This window comes from Shinella pollutisoli (assembly GCF_024609765.1).
Lineage (GTDB): Bacteria > Pseudomonadota > Alphaproteobacteria > Rhizobiales > Rhizobiaceae > Shinella > Shinella pollutisoli.
On the sequence record NZ_JANFDG010000004.1, the window covers coordinates 110,335 to 127,317 of the forward strand.

A 16,983-nucleotide genomic window follows, 5' to 3' on the forward strand; every position below is an offset into this window, starting at 1 on the left:
GCCGGCGTCGTCAATGGCCGAGGATCTGGCTCAGGAAGAGCCGGGTGCGGTCGTGCCGCGGGTTGTCGAAGAAGCCGGCGGGGTCGCCCTCCTCGATGATCTCGCCCTGGTCCATGAAGATCACGCGGTCCGCCACCTGCCGCGCGAACCCCATCTCGTGCGTCACGCACACCATCGTCATCCCCTCCTCGGCAAGCGAAACCATCGTGTCCAGCACTTCCTTGACCATTTCCGGGTCGAGCGCCGACGTGGGTTCGTCGAACAGCATGACCTTCGGCCTCATGCACAATGCCCGCGCGATCGCCACCCGCTGCTGCTGCCCGCCGGAGAGCTGGCCGGGATACTTGTTCGCCTGCTCGGGGATGCGGACGCGGGCGAGGTAGTGCATCGCGATCTCCTCGGCCTCCTTCCTCGGCAGCTTGCGCACCCAGAGCGGCGCCAGCATGCAGTTCTCGAGGATCGTCAGGTGGGGAAAGAGGTTGAAGTGCTGGAACACCATGCCGACTTCGCGGCGCACCTCGTCGATCTTCCTGAGATCGTCCGTGAGCTCGATGCCGTCCACGACGATCTGGCCCTTCTCGTGCTGCTCGAGGCGGTTGATGCAGCGGATCATCGTCGATTTGCCGGAGCCCGACGGGCCGGCGACGACGATGCGCTCTCCCCGCCTCACCGTCAGGTCGATGTCGCGCAGCGCATGGTAGGAGCCGTACCACTTGTTGAGCCCGACGAGCCGGATCATCGCGTCCCGGCCGGCATCGGCGCTTTCCTGCACCGCCTCGGCGAATTGGGTCCTGACCATCATGCTCCTCCTGATCCCTCGTGAAATGTGGGCGACCGCCGCCCTGATTACCGGCGCGCGGCCGCGCGCGAACCGCCCTCGGTCTGGAACTCCGGCACGACGCCGTGCCCGACGAAGAACCGGGCGAGATCGGACCTCATCGTCTGCCACGCGTTCTGGATGTGCCCCGACAGGAGCGCGCCCGCCTGGACGACGTCGCGGCGCCGGCACGCCTCCAGGATCGCCTTGTGCTCGTCCTGCGAGGCCGGCGCGGAATGCCCGGCCCAGTAGGACGCGTGCACGTAGCGGTGCGAAACGTAATGGGCGTGGCGGATCATCTTCAGCAGGTGGCTCGCCTCCGACGGCGCGTAGAGCGACAGGTGGAAATTCAGGTTGAAGTCGCACATCCAAGAGAGGTCCGACAGGTTCTCCATCTTGTCGATGAACGCCGCCGCCTTCTCGATGTCGCGGCTCGTCATCATCGGCATGGCGAGCTCGATGGCGATCGGCTCGAGGGCGCTGCGGATGCGGAACATCTCGTCCATCTCCGCCGCCGACATGCGCGTGACGATGAAGCCGCGGTTCTTCACGGCCTGCACCAGCCCGTCCGCCTGCAGCTCGCGCAACGCTTCCCGTATCGGCGCCTTGCTGATCTGCAGCAGCTGCGCGACGTCGTCCTGCTTGATGGTCGCGCCGCCCTGCAGGGCGCCCGTGACGATCGCCTCGCGCAAGGCGACCGCCGCCATCTCCGGCGCGGTCTGCGCCGCCGAGGCGTGCCGCCCGACAACCTCCCGAAGGCTCGGTAGATTAGACATCCATTCTCCTGACCCGATCGACCCCTGACCCACAAGGCGTCATGCCGCCCTGAACCCCAGCGATGTGACCATCCTTGCTATTCTTTCGCAAGCACCCTGCAGCTCCCGATCCGACGCCGCGATCGACAGGCGTATGAACCCCGGCATGGCGAAGGCGGTTCCCGGCACGCTCGACAGCCCGCATTCGTTCAAGAGATGCGCCGCGACGGCCGTGTCGTCCGAAAGACCCGCCTTGCCGACGAGGTCGCGCACGCCGATGAAGGCGTAGAAGGCCCCGTCCGGCCGGACGAATTCGATGCCGCCGATCGCCGCCAGCCCGGTGGCGATCAGTTCCGCGCGGCGCGAGAAGGTTCGCGCGGCCTCCGCCACGAAGGCCTGGTCTCCCGTCAGCGCCGCGACCGCCGCCGCCTGCGCGACGCCGCAGACCGAGGTGACGCTCTGCGACTGCATCTTGCTGATGCCGGCGACGAGCTCCTTCGGCCCCGCGGCGTAGCCCACGCGCCAGCCCGTCATCGCATAGGCCTTGGAGACGCCGTTGACCAGCAGCGTGCGGTGGCGCAGCGAGGGGCACGTCGCGCCGAACGACGCGAACGGCACGTCGCGCAGCAGGATATGCTCGTATATCTCGTCCGACAGGACCAGGATCCGCGGATGGCGGGCGAGCACCGCCTCCAGGGCCGCATAGTCCTCCGCCGAATAGACCGCGCCGGTCGGGTTCGACGGGGAATTCAGCATCAGCCAGCGGGTGCGCGGGGTGATCGCCTCCTCGAGGCGGCTTGCGGAGAGCTTGAAGCCGGCGTCCGGGCCGCACGCCACGTAGACGGGCGTGCCGCCGTGGAGGGAGACGATGTCGCCGTAGGAGACCCAGCAGGGCGCGGGGATCACGACCTCGTCGCCCGGCTCCAGCGTCGCCAGGAACGCGTCGAAGATGATCTGCTTCGCTCCGTTGGCGACGGTGATCTCGTCGAGGGCGAAATCGAGCCGGTTCTCCCGGCGGAATTTGTCGCGGATCGCCTGCCGCAGCGCCTCGCTGCCGGCGGCGGCCCCGTATCGGATCCTGCCCGCCCGGACGGCCGCCTGCGCCGCCTCGGCGACATGCGCCGGCGGCTCGAAATCCGGCTCCCCGAGGGAGAGGTCGATGATGTCGCGCCCCTCGGCTTTCAGCTTCTTCGCCGCCATCGCGATCGCCATGCTCGGCGATGCCTTTATGCCGCTCGACCGGCTGTTTTCGTATTTCATGCTCGTTTCCCGTATGGCTTGGCGTGCGTCATCGCTTGAGGCTCCGCCGCAGATAGGCTTCCAGCCAGCCCGAATATTTCGAGATCGAGAAGCACAGGACGAAATAGATGGCCGCCACCGCGAGATAGGCCTCCAGGTAGAATGCCTGCCAGGCGGTGTCGGCGATGGCGGCGCGCGTGGTGCCCAAGAGATCGAAGAGCCCGATGATGACGACCAGCGACGTGGCCTGGAGGAAGTCCAGGAAGGCGTTGATCAGCCCGGGAAGCGAGACCCTGAGGGCCTGCGGCAGGATGACGAGCTGCTGCGTGCGCCAGTAGCGCAGGCCGAGCGCCGCGGCGGCCTCCTTCTGCCCGCCCGGTATCCATTGCAGCCCGGCCCGGACGGCCTCCGCCACGTAGGCCGCGAGGAAGACCGCGATGCAGATGAGCGCGCGGATGATCTTCGGGATCGTCACCTCGGCCGGCAGGAACAGCGGCAGGACGACCGAGGCCACGAACAGCGCCGTCACCAGCGGTATGCCGCGGATGAGCTCGATCACCGCGACGGCGGCCGCGCGCAGCGGGATGATCTCCGACTGGCGGGCGAGCGCCAGCAGGATGCCGAGCGGCAGGGCGATGATGATCGCGCCGAGCGACAGCACCACGGTCAGCGGCAGGCCGCTCCACTGGTCCGGCGAGACGTAGCGCAGCCCCAGCACGCCGCCGCTGAGGAGCGTCAGCACGGACACGATCGCGGCGGCCCACAGGGTGAGAAGGTGGCGCGACCAGAATCGCGGCACCGACGAGATCCCGACGGCGACGGCCACGACCGCGAGGACGGCGACCACGCGCCAGAGCTCGGCCTGCGGATAGAAGCCGAACAGGATCAGCCGCCACTTCTCCTGCACGATGGACCAGCAGGCGCCGGCGGCCTGCATGCATTCGGCGCCCCGGCCCGGCAGCAGCACGGCCTCGCTCACCGCCCATCGCCACAGATGCCAGGCGAGGTAGAGCAGGAAGGCGGACAGGCCGACCGTGATCGCGGCATTGTGCCACGGATGGAAGAAGGGGCTGCGCGTGCGGTGCCGGAGGGAGGATCGCGCCGTGTTCATGCCAGCGACATCCGTCTGTTGAGGCGGTTCATGACCTCGGAGATGACGAGGTTCAGCAGCAGGTAGGCCGCCACGAAGATGGCGATGACCTCGATCGCGCGCCCGCTCTGGTTCATGATGGTGTTGCCGATGGAGACGATGTCGGAATAGCCGACCGCCACCGCCAGCGACGTGCTCTTCGTCACGTTGATGTACTGGTTCGTCATCGGCGGGATGGCGATGCGCACGGCCTGGGGCAGCACCACCAGCCGGAGGGTCTGCAGGTAGCGAAGGCCGAGCGCGCCGGCCGCTTCCGACTGGCCCACCGGCACGGCGAGCACCGCGCCGCGCACGACCTCCGCGATGTAGCCGCTGGTGTAGAGCGTGAGGCTGACGACGAGCGCGGCGAATTCGGGCGTCACGGAAACGCCGCCGCGGAAATTGAAGCCGCGCTTCTCCGGCAGGTCCGGCACGACCGACCCGGACAGGATGAGCAGGGCGACACCTGCCACGAGGGCGGCGACGGCGAGGTGCCGCAGCCGCTTCGGCACGCGGCCGCCGAACACCCGCCATGCCGCCACGCCCGCCGCCGCGGCGGCCAGCGCGAGGCCGAGGAGCGACGGTGCGGAGTGCTCGCCCGTGAAGGCCAGGAAGGGGAACCAGATGCCGCGGTTGGAGAGGACGACCCCGGTGACCGGCTCCCAGGCCTCGCGCGGCAGCGGCAGCGAGAACTGGATGACCGCCGACCATGCGAAGAGCTGCAGGAGCGGCGGCACGTTGCGCAGCACCTCGATGACGAGGCCGGCGCAGCCGCGCAGCAGCGGATTGGACGAGAGGCGCAGGATGCCGATCAGGGTGCCGACGACGGTCGCAAGCGCGATGCAGGCGAGTGCGGCCTTGATCGTGTTGAGGAAGCCGATGAACAGCGCCTTGCCGTAGCTGTCGCTCCCCGTGAAGGGCAGCAGGCTGTTGCCGATGTCGAAATTGGCGGGATAGCCGAGGAACCCGAAGTCGACGCTGATGCTGCGGCTGCCGAGCGTGGCGACCGAGAAGCGCACGAGCAGGAACAGGCCGGCGAACATGGCGATCCATGTCAGCGCGTAGCCGAGGATCGTATGCCTTGCGGAGATCGGGGTCGGGTTCGACACTGGGCACCTATCGGAGAAGGATCGTCCCGCGCCTGCCGGACAGGCGCGGGACAGGACGCGATCACATCGGCGGCGCGTAGAGCAGGCCGCCCTTGGACCAGAGCGCGTTGGCGCCGCGCGGCAGGCCCAGGGGCGAGCCGGCGCCGACGTTGCGCTCGAAGCTCTCGCCGTAGTTGCCGATCTGCTTGACGATGTTGTAGGCCCAGTCCTCGGAGATGCCCAGAGCCTTGCCCGCGCCGGGGTTGACGCCGAGCAGCGCCTTGACGCTCTCGCTGCCGTTCGCCTTCATGTCGTCGACATTCGCGCTCGTCACGCCGTATTCCTCGGCGGTGACCATCGCGTTCAGCGTCCAGCGGACGATAGCGGTGAATTCCGGATCGTCCTTGCGCACGACCGGGCCGAGCGGCGACTTCGAGATGATCTCCGGAAGCACGACATAGTCCTCGGGCTTCTCCGCGGTGGTGCGGATGGCGGCGAGGTTGGAGGAATCCGCCGTGATCGCGTCGCAGCGTCCGGAGAAGAAGGACGCGTTCAGCGATTCCTGGTTCTCGATCGCCAGCGGCTGGTAGGTCATGCCGTGGGTCGTGAAGTAGTTGCGGGTGTCGACCTCGGCGGCCGAGCCCTGGTTCATGCAGATCGTCGCGCCGTCGAGCGACTTGAGGTCGGCGATGCCCGCGGCGACCGGCACCATGAACGCCAGGCCGTCGTAGAAGTTGATGCCCGCCCAGTCGAGGCCGAGGCCGGCGTCGCGCTGCAGCGTCCAGGTCGAATTGCGGGTCAGCACGTCCACCTCGCCCGCCTGCAGGGCCGTGAAGCGGACCTGCTCGGAGGTCGGCACGAAGCGGACCTTGGAGGCATCGCCGAAGATCGACGCGGCGATCGCCTTGCACATGTCGACGTCGAAGCCGGTCCACTCGCCGGCGCTGTCGGCGACGCTGAAGCCGCCGAGGCCGGTGTTGACGCCGCAGACGAGCTCGCCGCGGGCCTTGATCTTCTCGAGCGTCGGCCCGGCGGACGCCTGGTGCGCGACCAGCAGGGCGGTGCATGCGACGAGCGATGTAAGCAGTTTGTTTCGCATTCGTATTCCCCTTCTTGCTTGGTTTCGGCGGCTCTCCATGCCGCCGGACGGATTTTCTGGATCCTCCCTGTTTCAGATCGTGAAGAGATCTCCGGACAGGTATTTGTAGCCGGTATCGCAGATCACGGTGGTGACCGTGCGGCCCTTGCCGAGGCGCCGGGCGACGCGCAGCGCCGCGACGACGTTCGCCGCGGCGGACTTGCCGCCGAAGATGCCCTCCTCGCGCGCCAGCCTGCGGGCCATGTCGTAGGCCTCGTCGTCGGTGACGGCCTCGATCCCGTCGACGAATTCGTAGCGGAAGAGTTCGCCCGGAGGGCCGTCGCCGACGCCGTCGATATGGTGCACGCCCTTGGGACCGCCGGAGATGTGCCGGTAGCCGGCCGGCTCGACCGCGATGCCGAGGATCTCCGGCCGGTGCGCCCTGAAGACCTCCATCGTGCCGGAGAAGCAGCCGCCGGACCCGCAGGTCATGGTGAAGGCGTCGACCGCGCCGCCGGTCTGCGCGAGGATCTCCCGGCCCATGGCGTTGTAGGCCCTGGGGTTCGCCGGATTCTTCATCTGGTGCAGGTAGTGGTTGCCGGGGATGCGGCCCAGCTCCTCGACGCGGGCATGCATGAGGTCGAACAGCTCCGGATAGGTCGCCTTGCCGTGGACGCTCGGGATGATGTCGAGCGTCGCGCCGAAGGCCTGGATGGTCTTCAGCTTCTCGTCGGCGAAGGCGTCCGACGTCACGATGGTGCAGGCATAGCCCTTCAGCGCGCAGATCATCGCGAGCGCGGTGCCCGTGCTGCCGCCGCTCGCCTCGACGACCCGCTGGCCGGGCTTCAGCCGGCCGCTGCGCTCCGCCTCCTCGATCATCGAAAGCGCGCTGCGGTCCTTCGAGCTGCCGGTCGGGTTCTTGCTTTCGAGCTTGACGAGGACGCGCGCATCGTCGGGCCCGGGCAGCTTGGCGAGCTCGATCAGCGGCGTGTTGCCGATGGTGGAGAGAAGGTTGAAGTCGTCCTGCGTCATGTCACTCTCGCATGGTTGTCCGGCGGCGCTCAGCTGGCGGTGACGCCCTGCTGGAGCCAGGTATTGAGGGAGTCCGGGTCGACGGCGGAGATGCCGCCGTCCGCCATGAGATTGATGCCGGTGATGTAGGACGCGTCGTCGCTCGCCAGGAAGAGGATCGCCGCGGCGATCTCCTCGGGACGCGCCGGCCGCTTCATCATGCCGCCCTGCCCGAAGCCGCGGATGAACTCCTCGGTCGTCTTGCCGAGGGCGGCCGCCCTTTTCTCGTGGAACCGCGTGAAGACCGGGCCCGGCGAGATGGCGTTCGCGCGGATGCCGTCCCTGGCATGGTCGTAGGCGATGCCGCGCGTGAGACCGATCACCGCCGCCTTGGTGGTGTCGTACTCGACCATGTTGCCGCCGGCGGCGGTCGAGCGGTTGGACGACACGTTGACGATGCTGCCCCCGCCGCTCTTCTTCATCGCGGCGACGGCCGCCTTGGCACAGAAGGCATAGCCCTTCACGTTGACGCCGAGAATGCGGTCCCACGTCGTGTTGTCGGTCTCCAGGATGCCCTGGTAGTGGCGGATGCCGGCGTTGTTGACGAGGATGTCCAGGCCGCCGAAGGCGTCGACGGCGGCCCTGATGAAGGCCTCGCACTGCGCCTCGTCCTGCGTCTGGGTGCGCACGAAGCGGACCGTTCCGCCCGCCGCGTTCAGTTCGTCCGCCACGGCGGCGCCGCGCTCCTCGTCCACGTCGGCTAAGCAGACCTTCGCGCCCTCCGCGACGAAGCGGCGGACCGTCGCTTCGCCGATGCCCGATGCGCCGCCCGTTACCGCAGCAATTTTTCCTTCCAGTCGCCTCATCCGTCATCTCCAAAATCGTCGACGATTATGTCGCATAGACGACGATTTTAGTCAACGTGGATTTTCGACTTGCGGGGAGAGGGCTCGATGACGGGTCGAAAACGGCCGGCCGAGGTGGGGAAGATCGTCGCCGCCGGGCCGTTCGGCCGGACCGAAGCGAGACCAACGTGGCATCGGGCCGGCCACGACGCCGGCAGTCCGCTCGCTTTTCCGGCCGGGGAGATTCTATCCTTGCGGGATCAGCGGACCGGCTTGGCCCGCTCGTCATCCGCCTGGTAGAGCGCGTAGTTGTGGCGCTGGCCCTGGGACTTGTCCGAGGCGTCGAAGATGACGAGGCGGCCGTTCGGATATTTCTCCGCGTCGATCAGGGCCCTCTCGGCCTTTTCCAGCATGTCGGCGAGGCTGAAGGCGTTGTAGGCGTCGCAGGCCCCGCAGGAGAGCGTCAGGGGAAGATAGTTCGGCAGCCGCCTGTGGACGTCCTCGAAGACCGGCAGGAGTGCCGCCTTCATGATCGATGCCAGCCTTTCGAGCTCCGAATGCTCGGTCGAATCGGTGAGCACGGCGATATGCGGCGTCTCGATCCACCCGACGAAGACGTGGGCCGGCATGGCCTTGCGCAGCATCGCGCCGACATGCGCGAGGACCTGCGTCTTGATCTTCGTCATGTTGCCCGTCTCGAAGATGCGGAAGTTGCCGATCTGCGCCAGCACGATCGAGAAGTCTTCGGGCATCTTGCCCGAGCCGAGCCTGTCCGCCAGATGCTTGTTGAAGGACCGGCGATTGTGGAGCCCGGTTGCGGGGTGCGTGAACTTCACCCTTTCCGCCTCGTCGAGCGTCGCCGACACCGCGGTGATCGCCGACAGCCGCTGCTGCACCGTCGCGGCGAAGGAGGTGTTGCTCTCGCGCTGCCTGACCGTCGCGTCGGCGAGCTGCTTCAGCTGGCTCCGGATCGCGTTGCGGTCGCCCTCCGCCGTGTCGATGTTCGCCGTCGCCGTCGCAAGCGCGCTGGAATAGGCGTCGACGTCCTGCTGGACCTTGCTCAGCGAGCCGATCAGCTGCTCGAGTTCGGCCTTGATGGCGCTCGCGCAGCGGTCGCCGAGCGCCTGGCCGCAGTGATGGGGAAGGAACTCCTCGGCGAGCTGCGCGAGGTCCGTGGGGCTTGGCGCGTTGCCGAGCTGCATGAAGCGGTCGCGCAGGACGGGGTTGTTTCCGCTGATGATCTCGTGGAGCAGCTCGTAGTTCGCCGGGCTCGGCTGGATGCCCATGCGCGCCATGATCGAGAAGATACGTGCACTGATGTCCTGTCGCATTGCAAATCCTTATCCCGCCGGCCCATGGTTCGGTCATGGCCGGGCAACGCAGCGCCCCTTGTCGCTGCCAGATAAGCGTCCGCATCATTTCCAGAACCTGAACGCGCCGAAAGTAGTGTCCTGTATTATGAAGGTGGCGCGACAGTATTGCCTTATGTCAATTTATCCCGGCGGAAGTCGCTCGGTGAGACGCCGGTCCAGCGCCTGAATGCAAGGGTGAACGGCGGCGTGCCGGCATAGTCGAGAAGACCGGCGATCCGTGCGATGGATATTTTCTCGTCGGCGATCAGCTCGAGCGCCATGGCCCTGCGCACCTCGTCGAGGACGTCGGAAAAGCTTGTGCCTTCCTGCGAAAGCAGCCGCTGCAGCTTCTTGGTGCCGAGGCCGAGGGAGGCGGCGACGAAATCGACCGTGCAGTAGCCGGAGCTCAGCATGTCGCGCAGGACGAGACGGGTCGTGGCGGCGATCGACTGGTCGTAGGTCGAGATCCGGCGTATCCGGCGGCGCGCATAGAAGTCGACCAGCCATTTCAGGCGCCGGAGCCCGCCGTTCACCGGCAGCTTCAGGTATTCGCGGCGGAACAGGACCTCGTTGTGCGCGGCGCCGAACTCCAGGTCGCAGCGGAAGAAGGACCGGTGGAGCTCGGTCGCGGCCGGCTCGGGATGGCGGAAGCGGACCAGCGTCGGGTTCTTCTCGTCGGAATTCGCGACGAAGCGCGTTATCCGCACGGTCTGGGCGATCACGCTTTCGATCGCCTGGCGCGAGGGGTGGTCGCTCACGAAACGGAAGCAGACGTCCTCGCTGATCTTGTCGTCGCAAAGCTGGAAGATGACGCCGTTGGTGTGGTTGCGCCAGTAGCGGAGCGCGGAGACCATCCACTCCTCCAGCGTCTCGGCGAAGTTCGCAAGCAGCACGGCCGGACCGACATTGGGGAAATGCGACGGAATGCTGAGCGACCACTCGATGCCGAAATCGGGCCTGTCCAGGTCCCGCGCCGCAAGCTCGTAGAGGGCGCAGAGCCGCGGCCAGGACACGAGCCTGTCGACATCGTCGAGGAGCTCGGCGGCGATGCCGACCTCGCGGACCATCCGCACCGGATCGCCGCCCGCGCTGCGGACGATGTCGGCGAAGCCGGAAAGCGCATAGCTGCGGATATAGGTCGCCGTTCGGGCGGCCGGGCCTCTCTCCAAGTCCTTCCTCCAGTCCTGCCGCTTCCGCCGGCGCGGCATCCTCCTCGCGCGGGCGGTACAGGCCTCGACCCTCGGGGTCGATTCCACCGATAGTATATGCCCGGTTTCGTCTGCCGAAGCGACCGAACGTCACAGATGGGAGGGAGAGAGAGAGAGAGGCCGGAACGGCGAGGCCCTGCGCGGCCGGCCCCGCCGCGTGCCGGCTCAGCCGGCCGGCCGGAGCATCCGCCGCATGACGTCGTTCTTCAGGACGAGGCGGTGGAACGGAACCGCCAGCACATGGAGGACGACGAGCGCCAGCAACGCCACCTTGAGGACATTGTGGGCGAGCGCCGCGCCGCCGATCGCGCCGAACCAGGCGAGCAGGCCGGTGACGGACAGGGCGGCGAGCACGGCATAGAAGCCCCAGTGCGCCACCTGCGACACGACCTTGAGCGGCCCGGGCTCGTTTTCCGGCGGCGGAGGAGCGCCGCGCCGCAGGCGCAGCAGCACGCGCCACACGACGAGCACGAGGATCAGGCCGCCGGCGGCGACATGGGCGAGGATCAGCGGGTCGAAGGCGAAGGCCTGGCCCTGGCGGACCATGCCCCATGCCCGCGAGATCGCGTCGTTGAAGAAATACTGCCCGGCCACCAGAACGGCGACGGCCCAGTGCAGCACGATCTGCGTCAGTGAATAGCCCCTTGGCTCGGTCATCTTCCTGTCCCTTTCCGTTGTCGCGGGCGGGAGCCGGTGCGGCTCCCGCCTCGCCTCCGTCACTGCTGCCCGGCTTCCGGGACCGCATCCTGCCAGGCCCGCATGCGCGCCATCATCGTCACCGGGAAAGTCATCTCCTCGGCGCTGATCGCCTTGTCGCCGTCCGCGTCGAGCATGGCGAAAGGCCGTGCGGCGAAGCCCTTGCTCACCTCGGCGAACAGCGCCTCGAACTCGGCGGCGGAAAGCCTGCCGTCGCCGTCGGCGTCGTGCCTGCCGTGCAGCGCGGCGACGCCGGCCTCGGCCTCCGCCGCCGTCACGGTGCCGTTGCCGTCGGCATCGAACGACTTGTAGACCGGGTTCTCGCTCATCGCCCGCAGGCCCATCGGCCCCATGGGGCCGTGGCCGCCCCGCCGCATCATCATGCCCGGCCCGTCGCCGCCCATGCGCATGCCGTGGCAGCCGTGGCCGCCCCAGGGGCCGCCGGCGATCGCGGGGATGGCGAATGCGGCCGCCGCCACGGCGACGGCCGCGGCGCTCAGGGTCAGGATCGTCTTGCGTTTCATCTCGTCGCCTCATCGTTGGTGTTTCGATGCGGCGAGGATGGGCCGGCCGTGTCGCAGAAGATTGTCGCCGGAGGGGCCCGATTGTATCGGTCTGTCGCAGAAGCCGACGCGTGCGACGCGCTGCGACCGAATAGTTTTCGCGCGGGCCGCCCGCCCGCGCTATAGGGACACATGACCGAGCAAAGCCGCATCCCGCATATCCTCGTCGTCGATGACCATCGCGAGATCCGCGACGCCGTCACGCGCTATCTGGAGAAGAATGGCCTGCGCGCAAGCGCCGCCAGGGATGCGGCCGAGATGGACGCCCAGCTGAAGGCCGGCCGGTTCGACCTCGTCGTCCTCGACGTGATGATGCCGGGCGAGGACGGCCTTTCGGCCGCGCGCCGCCTCTCGACCTCGGGCGGGCCGCCGATCCTGATGCTGAGCGCGCTCGGCGAGGAGACGGACCGGATCGTCGGGCTCGAGATCGGCGCCGACGACTATCTGGTGAAGCCGTTCAACCCGCGCGAGCTGCTCGCGCGCATCAAGGCGATCCTGCGCCGCGCCGACCGGCCCGAGCCGCTCGCCGGCCAGGTCGGCGGACGCAGGCTCGCCTTCGCCGGCTGGATCCTCGACACGGACAGGAGGGTTCTGGAGCGCGCGGCCGGCGGCGGCGCGGTCGCGCTGACGACCGCCGAGTTCAAGCTGCTCACCGCCTTCCTCGAGCGCCCGCGCTTCGTGCTCACCCGCGACCAGCTGCTCGACATCACCAGCGGGCGCAGCGCCGACGTCTTCGACCGGACGATCGACAACCAGGTGAGCCGCCTGCGCCGCAAGATCGAGGACGATCCGGCCCGCCCGCAGATCATCGCCACCGTGCGCGCCGGCGGCTACTGCCTTGCGGCCGACGTCCGCGAGGTGACGTGATGCGCCTCTTCCCCCGCAGCCTGCTCGGCCAGCTCGCTTTGCTCATCTTCGGCGCCTTCGTCGCGGCCCAGGTGATGAGCGCCTGGCTGTTCGCCGACGAGCGCGGCGCGGCGCTGCGGGCCGCCAACCGCGTCGAGACCGCCGACAGGACGGCCGCCGTCGCCCGCGCGCTGCAGAACGCGCCGGAGGCGAGCGCCGGCAGCATCCTCGCGGCGGTCAATTCCCGCCTCGTGCGCTTCGGCCTCGACGACGGGCCGATGATCGGCGCCGGAGCGGCGGGCGAGGAAGCCGTCCGCGGCCGCATCCTCGGCCGCCTCGACAGCCCGCTGGAGGTGCGCGTCGAGGAGGTCTTCGTTCCCCCGCATGGCAGGGAGAATAGCCACCGGCCGATGCCGTCCGCCTGGATGCGGGAGCGTATGCTCGCCGCCGGCATCGGCCCCGCCGAGCTCAGGATCTCCGTGCGCCTTGCCGAAGGCCGCTGGCTCAACGTCCGCTCCCGCTTCGAGCGGCCGCGGCTGCAGGTGCCGCCGGTGATCCTCGGGACCATGGTCCTCTCGCTGGCGCTCCTGATGGCGGCGCTGTGGCTCGGCATCCGGCGGATCACCGGGCCGCTCCGCCGGCTCGCCGCCGCGGCCGACACCTTCGGCCTCGACGGCACGCCGCCCGACCTGCCGCCCGAGGGGCCGCGCGAGGTCCGCGCGCTGTCCGAGGCGCTGGCGCGGATGCAGAGGCGGCTGTCGGACATGATCGCCGACCGGACCCGGATGCTGGTGGCGCTCGGCCACGACCTGCGCTCGCCGATCACCGCGCTCAGGGTCCGCGCCGAGATGGTGGACGACGAGGAGACGCGCGAGCGGATGGTGGCGACGCTCGACGAGATGCGGGAGATGGTGGAGGCGACGCTCGCCTTCGCGCGCGGCGTCTCGCGCGACCAGCCGATGGAGGAGACGGACCTCGCCGCACTCCTGGAGGACATCGCCGGCGAGCTCTCCGAGACCGGCCCGCCGGTCGTCTTCACCGGCGTCGGCCCGGTCGTGACGGCCCTGCGGCGCACGCCGGTCCGCCGCGCGCTGCGCAACCTCATGGAAAACGCCCAGCGCTACGGCCGCGGCACGCGCGTCGGCCTGCACCGCGGCGAGCGGACGGCGGAGATTACGATCGACGACGACGGGCCGGGCATTCCGCCCGGGGAGCTGGAGCGCGTCTTCGACCCGTTCGCCCGGCTGGAAACCTCTCGCTCGCGCGAGACCGGCGGCATCGGGCTGGGGCTTTCCATCGCCCGGGCGATCCTCCGGGCCCACGGCGGCGACGTCGCCCTGTCGAACCGGAGCGAGGGCGGCCTGCGCGCCACGGTGACGCTGCCGCTCGCCGGCGGCCCCGCGGCATCGACCGGGACGCCCGCCACGACCCGGCCCTGAGCCTGCCCGTCGCCCGCTCACAGCCGGTAGAAGCGCGCCGCATTATCGTGGAACAGCGCCAGGCGCTCGGCGGCGGAGTAGTTTTTCGTGATCTCCCCGAAGGCGTCGAAGATCGCGTCGTAGCCGGAGAACAGCTTGTCCACCGGGAAGTTCGAGGCGAACATCGAGCGCTCCACGCCGAAGGCGGCGGTCGCCTCCTCGACATAGGGCCGGATGTCCTCGGTCGTCCAGGTCCAGTTGCCCATGCCGAGGCCGGAGATCTTGCAGGCGATGTTGGGGGCGGAGGCGAGCCGCCGCATCGCCGCCTTCCATCCCTCGAAATGGGACGGACCGTCCACCTGCATGCCGGTATGGTTGAGGATGATCTGCGTATCGGGAAAGGCCTGCGCGAGCTCGACGAACTCGTCGGCCTGCCAGTAGTAGAGCTGCAGGTCGAAGCTGAGGTCGCGCCGCGCCAGCTCCCGGAAGCCGCGGCGCCATTCCGGCGTGCGGCTCACCTCGGCCTCGGTCAGGTGGGTCTTGGCCGGGTCGGTGTGGACGTTCATCGACTGGCGGATGCCGCGGAAGTTCGCATATTGCATGTGCCCGTCGAGCAGGTCGCCGACGTCGGGCTTGCTGAGGTCCGCATAGCCGACGAAACGGGTTTGCGCCCGCGCTCCGAGCCGGCGGACATCGCCGGTGGAGAGGTCTCGCCGCATCGCCGTCGAGGGATGGATGTGCGCCGACGCGACGGTCCACGGGGCTGCCGTCACACCGCGTCGTCTGCGAGCCGCGGGCTTTCGGCGGAGAGATAGCGCCGGTGCAGCATGCAGGCCGCGCCGAAGGCGGGGCCGACCGTCTCGTCGTCGTTCGCCTCGATCGCCGGGACGGGAAAGCTCGGCTCCTGGATCGCCTGGATATGGTGGAGCACGCGCGCCGCCATCAGCGGATAGAGGGCGGCGACCGAGCCGCCGAGCAGGATGCGGTCGGCGTCGATGATCCGGCAGGCCTGGATCAGCCCGAAGGCGAGCGCGCGCGCCCAGCCCTCGGCGATGGCGACGGCGCCCGGCACGCGGTCGCGGACGTCGGCGAGGAAGCCGGCGAAGGACGGTTCGGCCGCGGGCGAGACCGTGCGGTAGGCCGTCAGGATGCATTCGAGGCCGAGGACCTCCTCCAGCGTGCGCTCCGGTTCCCCCGTGCCCGGCACGCGCAGGTGGCCGATCTCGCCGGCGAGGCCGTGCGCGCCGCGGAAGAGGCTGCCGTCGGCGATGATGCCGCCGCCGACGCCGCTTTCCATCACGAGATGCAGCGTGACGCCGGACTGCGGCTCGCTGCGGCCGTGGCTGGCGCCGATGGCGAAGGCGTTCGCGTCGTTCTCCGCCAGCACCGGCATGGGCACCGGCAGGGCGGCGCGGACGAGATCGGCGAGCGGCACGTTCTCCCAGCCGAGCAGCGGCGCGATGCGGACGAAGCCGCGGCGGTCCATCTGCGCGGGGACCGCCACGCCGATCCCCTCGCAGCGGGCAAGACGCGCGGGCGCGAGGCCGTCGAAGGCCATGCCGACCGCCTGCCGCACGGCCGTCTCGACGTCGCTCTCGCGTCCGGCGAAGGGAAAGACCTTTCTGGCGACGATCCGCGAGGCGAGGTCGATCTCGACGACGGTGATGTGCTCGACGCCGATCTCGACGCCGAGGAAGGCGGCCGCCTCGGGCACGAGCTCGATCATGATGCCGGGCCGGCCGGCATGGGCGGGGGACGTGCGCGCCTGCTCGACGGCGCCGACCTCGCGCACGAGCCCGTCCCCGGCGAGGCCGGCGATGATGTGGCCGGAGGACGAGCGGTTGAGCCCGAGGATGCGGGCGAGCTCGGCGCGGCTCAGCCGCCCGAACCGGTGCAGCGCCCGCATGGCCGCCAGCTCGTTGCGCTGGCGGATGCCGCGCGGCGCGCCGATCGCCCCCGCTTCGCTCACGGACAGTCCTCCTTGCCCTCAGGGCCGGGCGTTGGTCGCGCGGCGGCGCCCGGCCTCGTCCATCTTGAGCTCGATGAAGCGCCTCGCATGCTCGGCGAGCGGCACGTTGTCGGTCCAGGTGTCCCGCCAGATCGCGCAGGCGAGCGATAGGCCCTCGTCGACCACCGTGCTCGAGAAGGATTCGAAGGTTATGTCGCGGCCGTAGCCGATGTCGAGGAGCGCGTCGAAGATGCGGTCGAAATCGACGACGCCGTCGCCGAGATAGCCGCGGTTGCTCTCGCCGATGTGGAAATAGCCGATCCTGTCGCCGGCGAGCCGGATGGCGGCGGCGGGATCGGCCTCCTCGATGTTCATGTGGAACGTGTCGAGGTGCAGGCGGACGTGGTCTGACCCCGTCTCCTTGATGAAGGCGAGGCCCTGGGCGGTGGTGTTGAGGAGGTTGGTCTCGAAGCGGTTGACGATCTCCAGCACGAGGCCGACGCCGGCGGCCTTCGCCGCGTCCGCCGTCCGGGCGATGGCGGCGACGCTGTTGTCCCGGCCCTTCCGGGTGGGCATGCGGGCGTATTTCCCGTGGGCGGAATAGAGGATGCCGCCCAGCGTGCGGCCGCCGATGTCGCGCACGGCCCGCACCGCGTCGGCGAGCATGCGCTCGCCGGCCTTCACCGTTTCCGCGTCCTCGCTCGACACGTCGTGGCTGAAGGGCAGGCCCATCGTCACGGCGACCGCGAGGTCGAGCGCTGCGGCGCGGCGCGCGAGCGCGTCGAGGTCGAAATTTTCCGGGCGAAGATATGCGAATTCAATGAGTTTGTAGCCGCAGGCGGCGGATTTCTCCATCGCCTTCTCCAGCATGGCCTGCGTCTGCCCGCCCGTCCACACAAAGGAATGAATGCCGAGCCGGTCCATGCCCTTCCTCCCGCAAAAGACTATGTTGCGTCTTGCAACAAATATATTTGCGCGTGCCCTGTCAAG

17 protein-coding genes are annotated in these 16,983 nt (G+C 69.0%); 2 read left to right on the plus strand and 15 right to left on the minus strand.

What is annotated here, in order from left to right:
* Positions 1 to 10: 10 nt before the first annotated feature.
* The 12 genes from NNZ72_RS04620 to NNZ72_RS04675 form a co-directional block, all read right to left on the minus strand.
* Complete coding sequence (locus NNZ72_RS04620) at positions 11 to 739, minus strand: amino acid ABC transporter ATP-binding protein (protein ID WP_257313726.1); 729 nt, start codon at positions 737 to 739, stop codon at positions 11 to 13.
* A 107-nt stretch (positions 740 to 846) separates the two neighbouring features.
* Positions 847 to 1,593 carry a GntR family transcriptional regulator gene (locus NNZ72_RS04625; RefSeq protein ID WP_257313365.1) on the minus strand — a complete coding sequence of 249 codons (747 nt, stop codon included), beginning with the start codon at positions 1,591 to 1,593 and terminating at the stop codon, positions 847 to 849.
* Positions 1,594 to 1,632: 39 nt separating this feature from the next.
* Positions 1,633 to 2,832, minus strand: coding sequence for a pyridoxal phosphate-dependent aminotransferase (locus NNZ72_RS04630; protein WP_257313368.1), 1,200 nt, complete (start codon positions 2,830 to 2,832; stop codon positions 1,633 to 1,635).
* A gap of 28 nt (positions 2,833 to 2,860) precedes the next feature.
* Entirely contained in the window at positions 2,861 to 3,922 is a 1,062-nt protein-coding gene (locus NNZ72_RS04635; RefSeq protein WP_257313371.1) for an amino acid ABC transporter permease, read from the minus strand.
* Positions 3,919 to 5,049, minus strand: a complete 1,131-nt coding sequence (locus NNZ72_RS04640) for an amino acid ABC transporter permease (protein ID WP_257313372.1) — start codon at positions 5,047 to 5,049, stop codon at positions 3,919 to 3,921. Before NNZ72_RS04640 ends, NNZ72_RS04635 begins: the two co-directional genes overlap by 4 nt.
* A 61-nt stretch (positions 5,050 to 5,110) precedes the next feature.
* A complete protein-coding gene (locus NNZ72_RS04645) occupies positions 5,111 to 6,127 on the minus strand; it encodes an amino acid ABC transporter substrate-binding protein (RefSeq protein WP_257313375.1) in 1,017 nt (338 codons plus the stop codon).
* Positions 6,128 to 6,199: 72 nt separating this feature from the next.
* On the minus strand, positions 6,200 to 7,138 hold the full coding sequence (locus NNZ72_RS04650) for a PLP-dependent cysteine synthase family protein (protein ID WP_257313378.1): 939 nt from the start codon (positions 7,136 to 7,138) through the stop codon (positions 6,200 to 6,202).
* Between the two features lie 29 nt (positions 7,139 to 7,167).
* Positions 7,168 to 7,983: an SDR family NAD(P)-dependent oxidoreductase gene (locus NNZ72_RS04655; protein WP_257313379.1), complete on the minus strand. Its 816-nt coding sequence runs from the start codon at positions 7,981 to 7,983 to the stop codon at positions 7,168 to 7,170.
* 239 nt (positions 7,984 to 8,222) lie between these two features.
* Entirely contained in the window at positions 8,223 to 9,293 is a 1,071-nt protein-coding gene (locus NNZ72_RS04660; protein ID WP_257313382.1) for a GGDEF domain-containing protein, read from the minus strand.
* Positions 9,294 to 9,445: 152 nt separating this feature from the next.
* Positions 9,446 to 10,483 carry an AraC family transcriptional regulator gene (locus tag NNZ72_RS04665; RefSeq protein WP_257313384.1) on the minus strand — a complete coding sequence of 346 codons (1,038 nt, stop codon included), beginning with the start codon at positions 10,481 to 10,483 and terminating at the stop codon, positions 9,446 to 9,448.
* Positions 10,484 to 10,687: 204 nt separating this feature from the next.
* Positions 10,688 to 11,179, minus strand: a complete 492-nt coding sequence (locus NNZ72_RS04670; RefSeq protein WP_257313386.1) for a cytochrome b/b6 domain-containing protein — start codon at positions 11,177 to 11,179, stop codon at positions 10,688 to 10,690.
* Between the two features lie 59 nt (positions 11,180 to 11,238).
* Positions 11,239 to 11,742 carry an EF-hand domain-containing protein gene (locus NNZ72_RS04675; RefSeq protein ID WP_257313388.1) on the minus strand — a complete coding sequence of 168 codons (504 nt, stop codon included), beginning with the start codon at positions 11,740 to 11,742 and terminating at the stop codon, positions 11,239 to 11,241.
* Positions 11,743 to 11,913: 171 nt separating this feature from the next.
* Here NNZ72_RS04675 and NNZ72_RS04680 point away from each other — a divergent pair, with 171 nt between their 5' ends.
* Both NNZ72_RS04680 and NNZ72_RS04685 read left to right on the plus strand, forming a co-directional pair.
* Positions 11,914 to 12,648: a response regulator gene (locus tag NNZ72_RS04680; protein WP_257313389.1), complete on the plus strand. Its 735-nt coding sequence runs from the start codon at positions 11,914 to 11,916 to the stop codon at positions 12,646 to 12,648.
* Positions 12,648 to 14,066 carry an ATP-binding protein gene (locus NNZ72_RS04685; protein ID WP_257313391.1) on the plus strand — a complete coding sequence of 473 codons (1,419 nt, stop codon included), beginning with the start codon at positions 12,648 to 12,650 and terminating at the stop codon, positions 14,064 to 14,066. Before NNZ72_RS04680 ends, NNZ72_RS04685 begins: the two co-directional genes overlap by 1 nt.
* 17 nt (positions 14,067 to 14,083) lie before the next feature.
* Here the strand turns inward: NNZ72_RS04685 and NNZ72_RS04690 are convergent, their stop codons facing one another.
* From NNZ72_RS04690 to NNZ72_RS04700, 3 genes are read right to left on the minus strand one after another with little or no spacing between them, the layout of a single operon-like run.
* Positions 14,084 to 14,818, minus strand: coding sequence for an amidohydrolase family protein (locus NNZ72_RS04690; protein ID WP_257313393.1), 735 nt, complete (start codon positions 14,816 to 14,818; stop codon positions 14,084 to 14,086).
* Complete coding sequence (locus tag NNZ72_RS04695) at positions 14,815 to 16,014, minus strand: ROK family transcriptional regulator (RefSeq protein ID WP_257313395.1); 1,200 nt, start codon at positions 16,012 to 16,014, stop codon at positions 14,815 to 14,817. Before NNZ72_RS04695 ends, NNZ72_RS04690 begins: the two co-directional genes overlap by 4 nt.
* A gap of 18 nt (positions 16,015 to 16,032) precedes the next feature.
* The gene (locus NNZ72_RS04700) at positions 16,033 to 16,917 is read right to left on the minus strand and encodes a sugar phosphate isomerase/epimerase family protein (RefSeq protein ID WP_257313396.1); all 885 of its coding nucleotides are present in this window, start codon (positions 16,915 to 16,917) and stop codon (positions 16,033 to 16,035) included.
* Positions 16,918 to 16,983 lie beyond the last annotated feature (66 nt).

Coding starts and splice junctions, on each gene's coding strand:
- NNZ72_RS04620 (WP_257313726.1), bottom strand. CDS start 739: ATGATCCGGCTCGTCGGGCTCAACAAGTGGTACGGCTCCTACCATGCG.
- NNZ72_RS04625 (WP_257313365.1), bottom strand. CDS start 1,593: ATGTCTAATCTACCGAGCCTTCGGGAGGTTGTCGGGCGGCACGCCTCG.
- NNZ72_RS04630 (WP_257313368.1), bottom strand. CDS start 2,832: ATGAAATACGAAAACAGCCGGTCGAGCGGCATAAAGGCATCGCCGAGC.
- NNZ72_RS04635 (WP_257313371.1), bottom strand. CDS start 3,922: ATGAACACGGCGCGATCCTCCCTCCGGCACCGCACGCGCAGCCCCTTC.
- NNZ72_RS04645 (WP_257313375.1), bottom strand. CDS start 6,127: ATGCGAAACAAACTGCTTACATCGCTCGTCGCATGCACCGCCCTGCTG.
- NNZ72_RS04650 (WP_257313378.1), bottom strand. CDS start 7,138: ATGACGCAGGACGACTTCAACCTTCTCTCCACCATCGGCAACACGCCG.
- NNZ72_RS04655 (WP_257313379.1), bottom strand. CDS start 7,983: ATGAGGCGACTGGAAGGAAAAATTGCTGCGGTAACGGGCGGCGCATCG.
- NNZ72_RS04660 (WP_257313382.1), bottom strand. CDS start 9,293: ATGCGACAGGACATCAGTGCACGTATCTTCTCGATCATGGCGCGCATG.
- NNZ72_RS04670 (WP_257313386.1), bottom strand. CDS start 11,179: ATGACCGAGCCAAGGGGCTATTCACTGACGCAGATCGTGCTGCACTGG.
- NNZ72_RS04675 (WP_257313388.1), bottom strand. CDS start 11,742: ATGAAACGCAAGACGATCCTGACCCTGAGCGCCGCGGCCGTCGCCGTG.
- NNZ72_RS04680 (WP_257313389.1), top strand. CDS start 11,914: ATGACCGAGCAAAGCCGCATCCCGCATATCCTCGTCGTCGATGACCAT.
- NNZ72_RS04685 (WP_257313391.1), top strand. CDS start 12,648: ATGCGCCTCTTCCCCCGCAGCCTGCTCGGCCAGCTCGCTTTGCTCATC.
- NNZ72_RS04700 (WP_257313396.1), bottom strand. CDS start 16,917: ATGGACCGGCTCGGCATTCATTCCTTTGTGTGGACGGGCGGGCAGACG.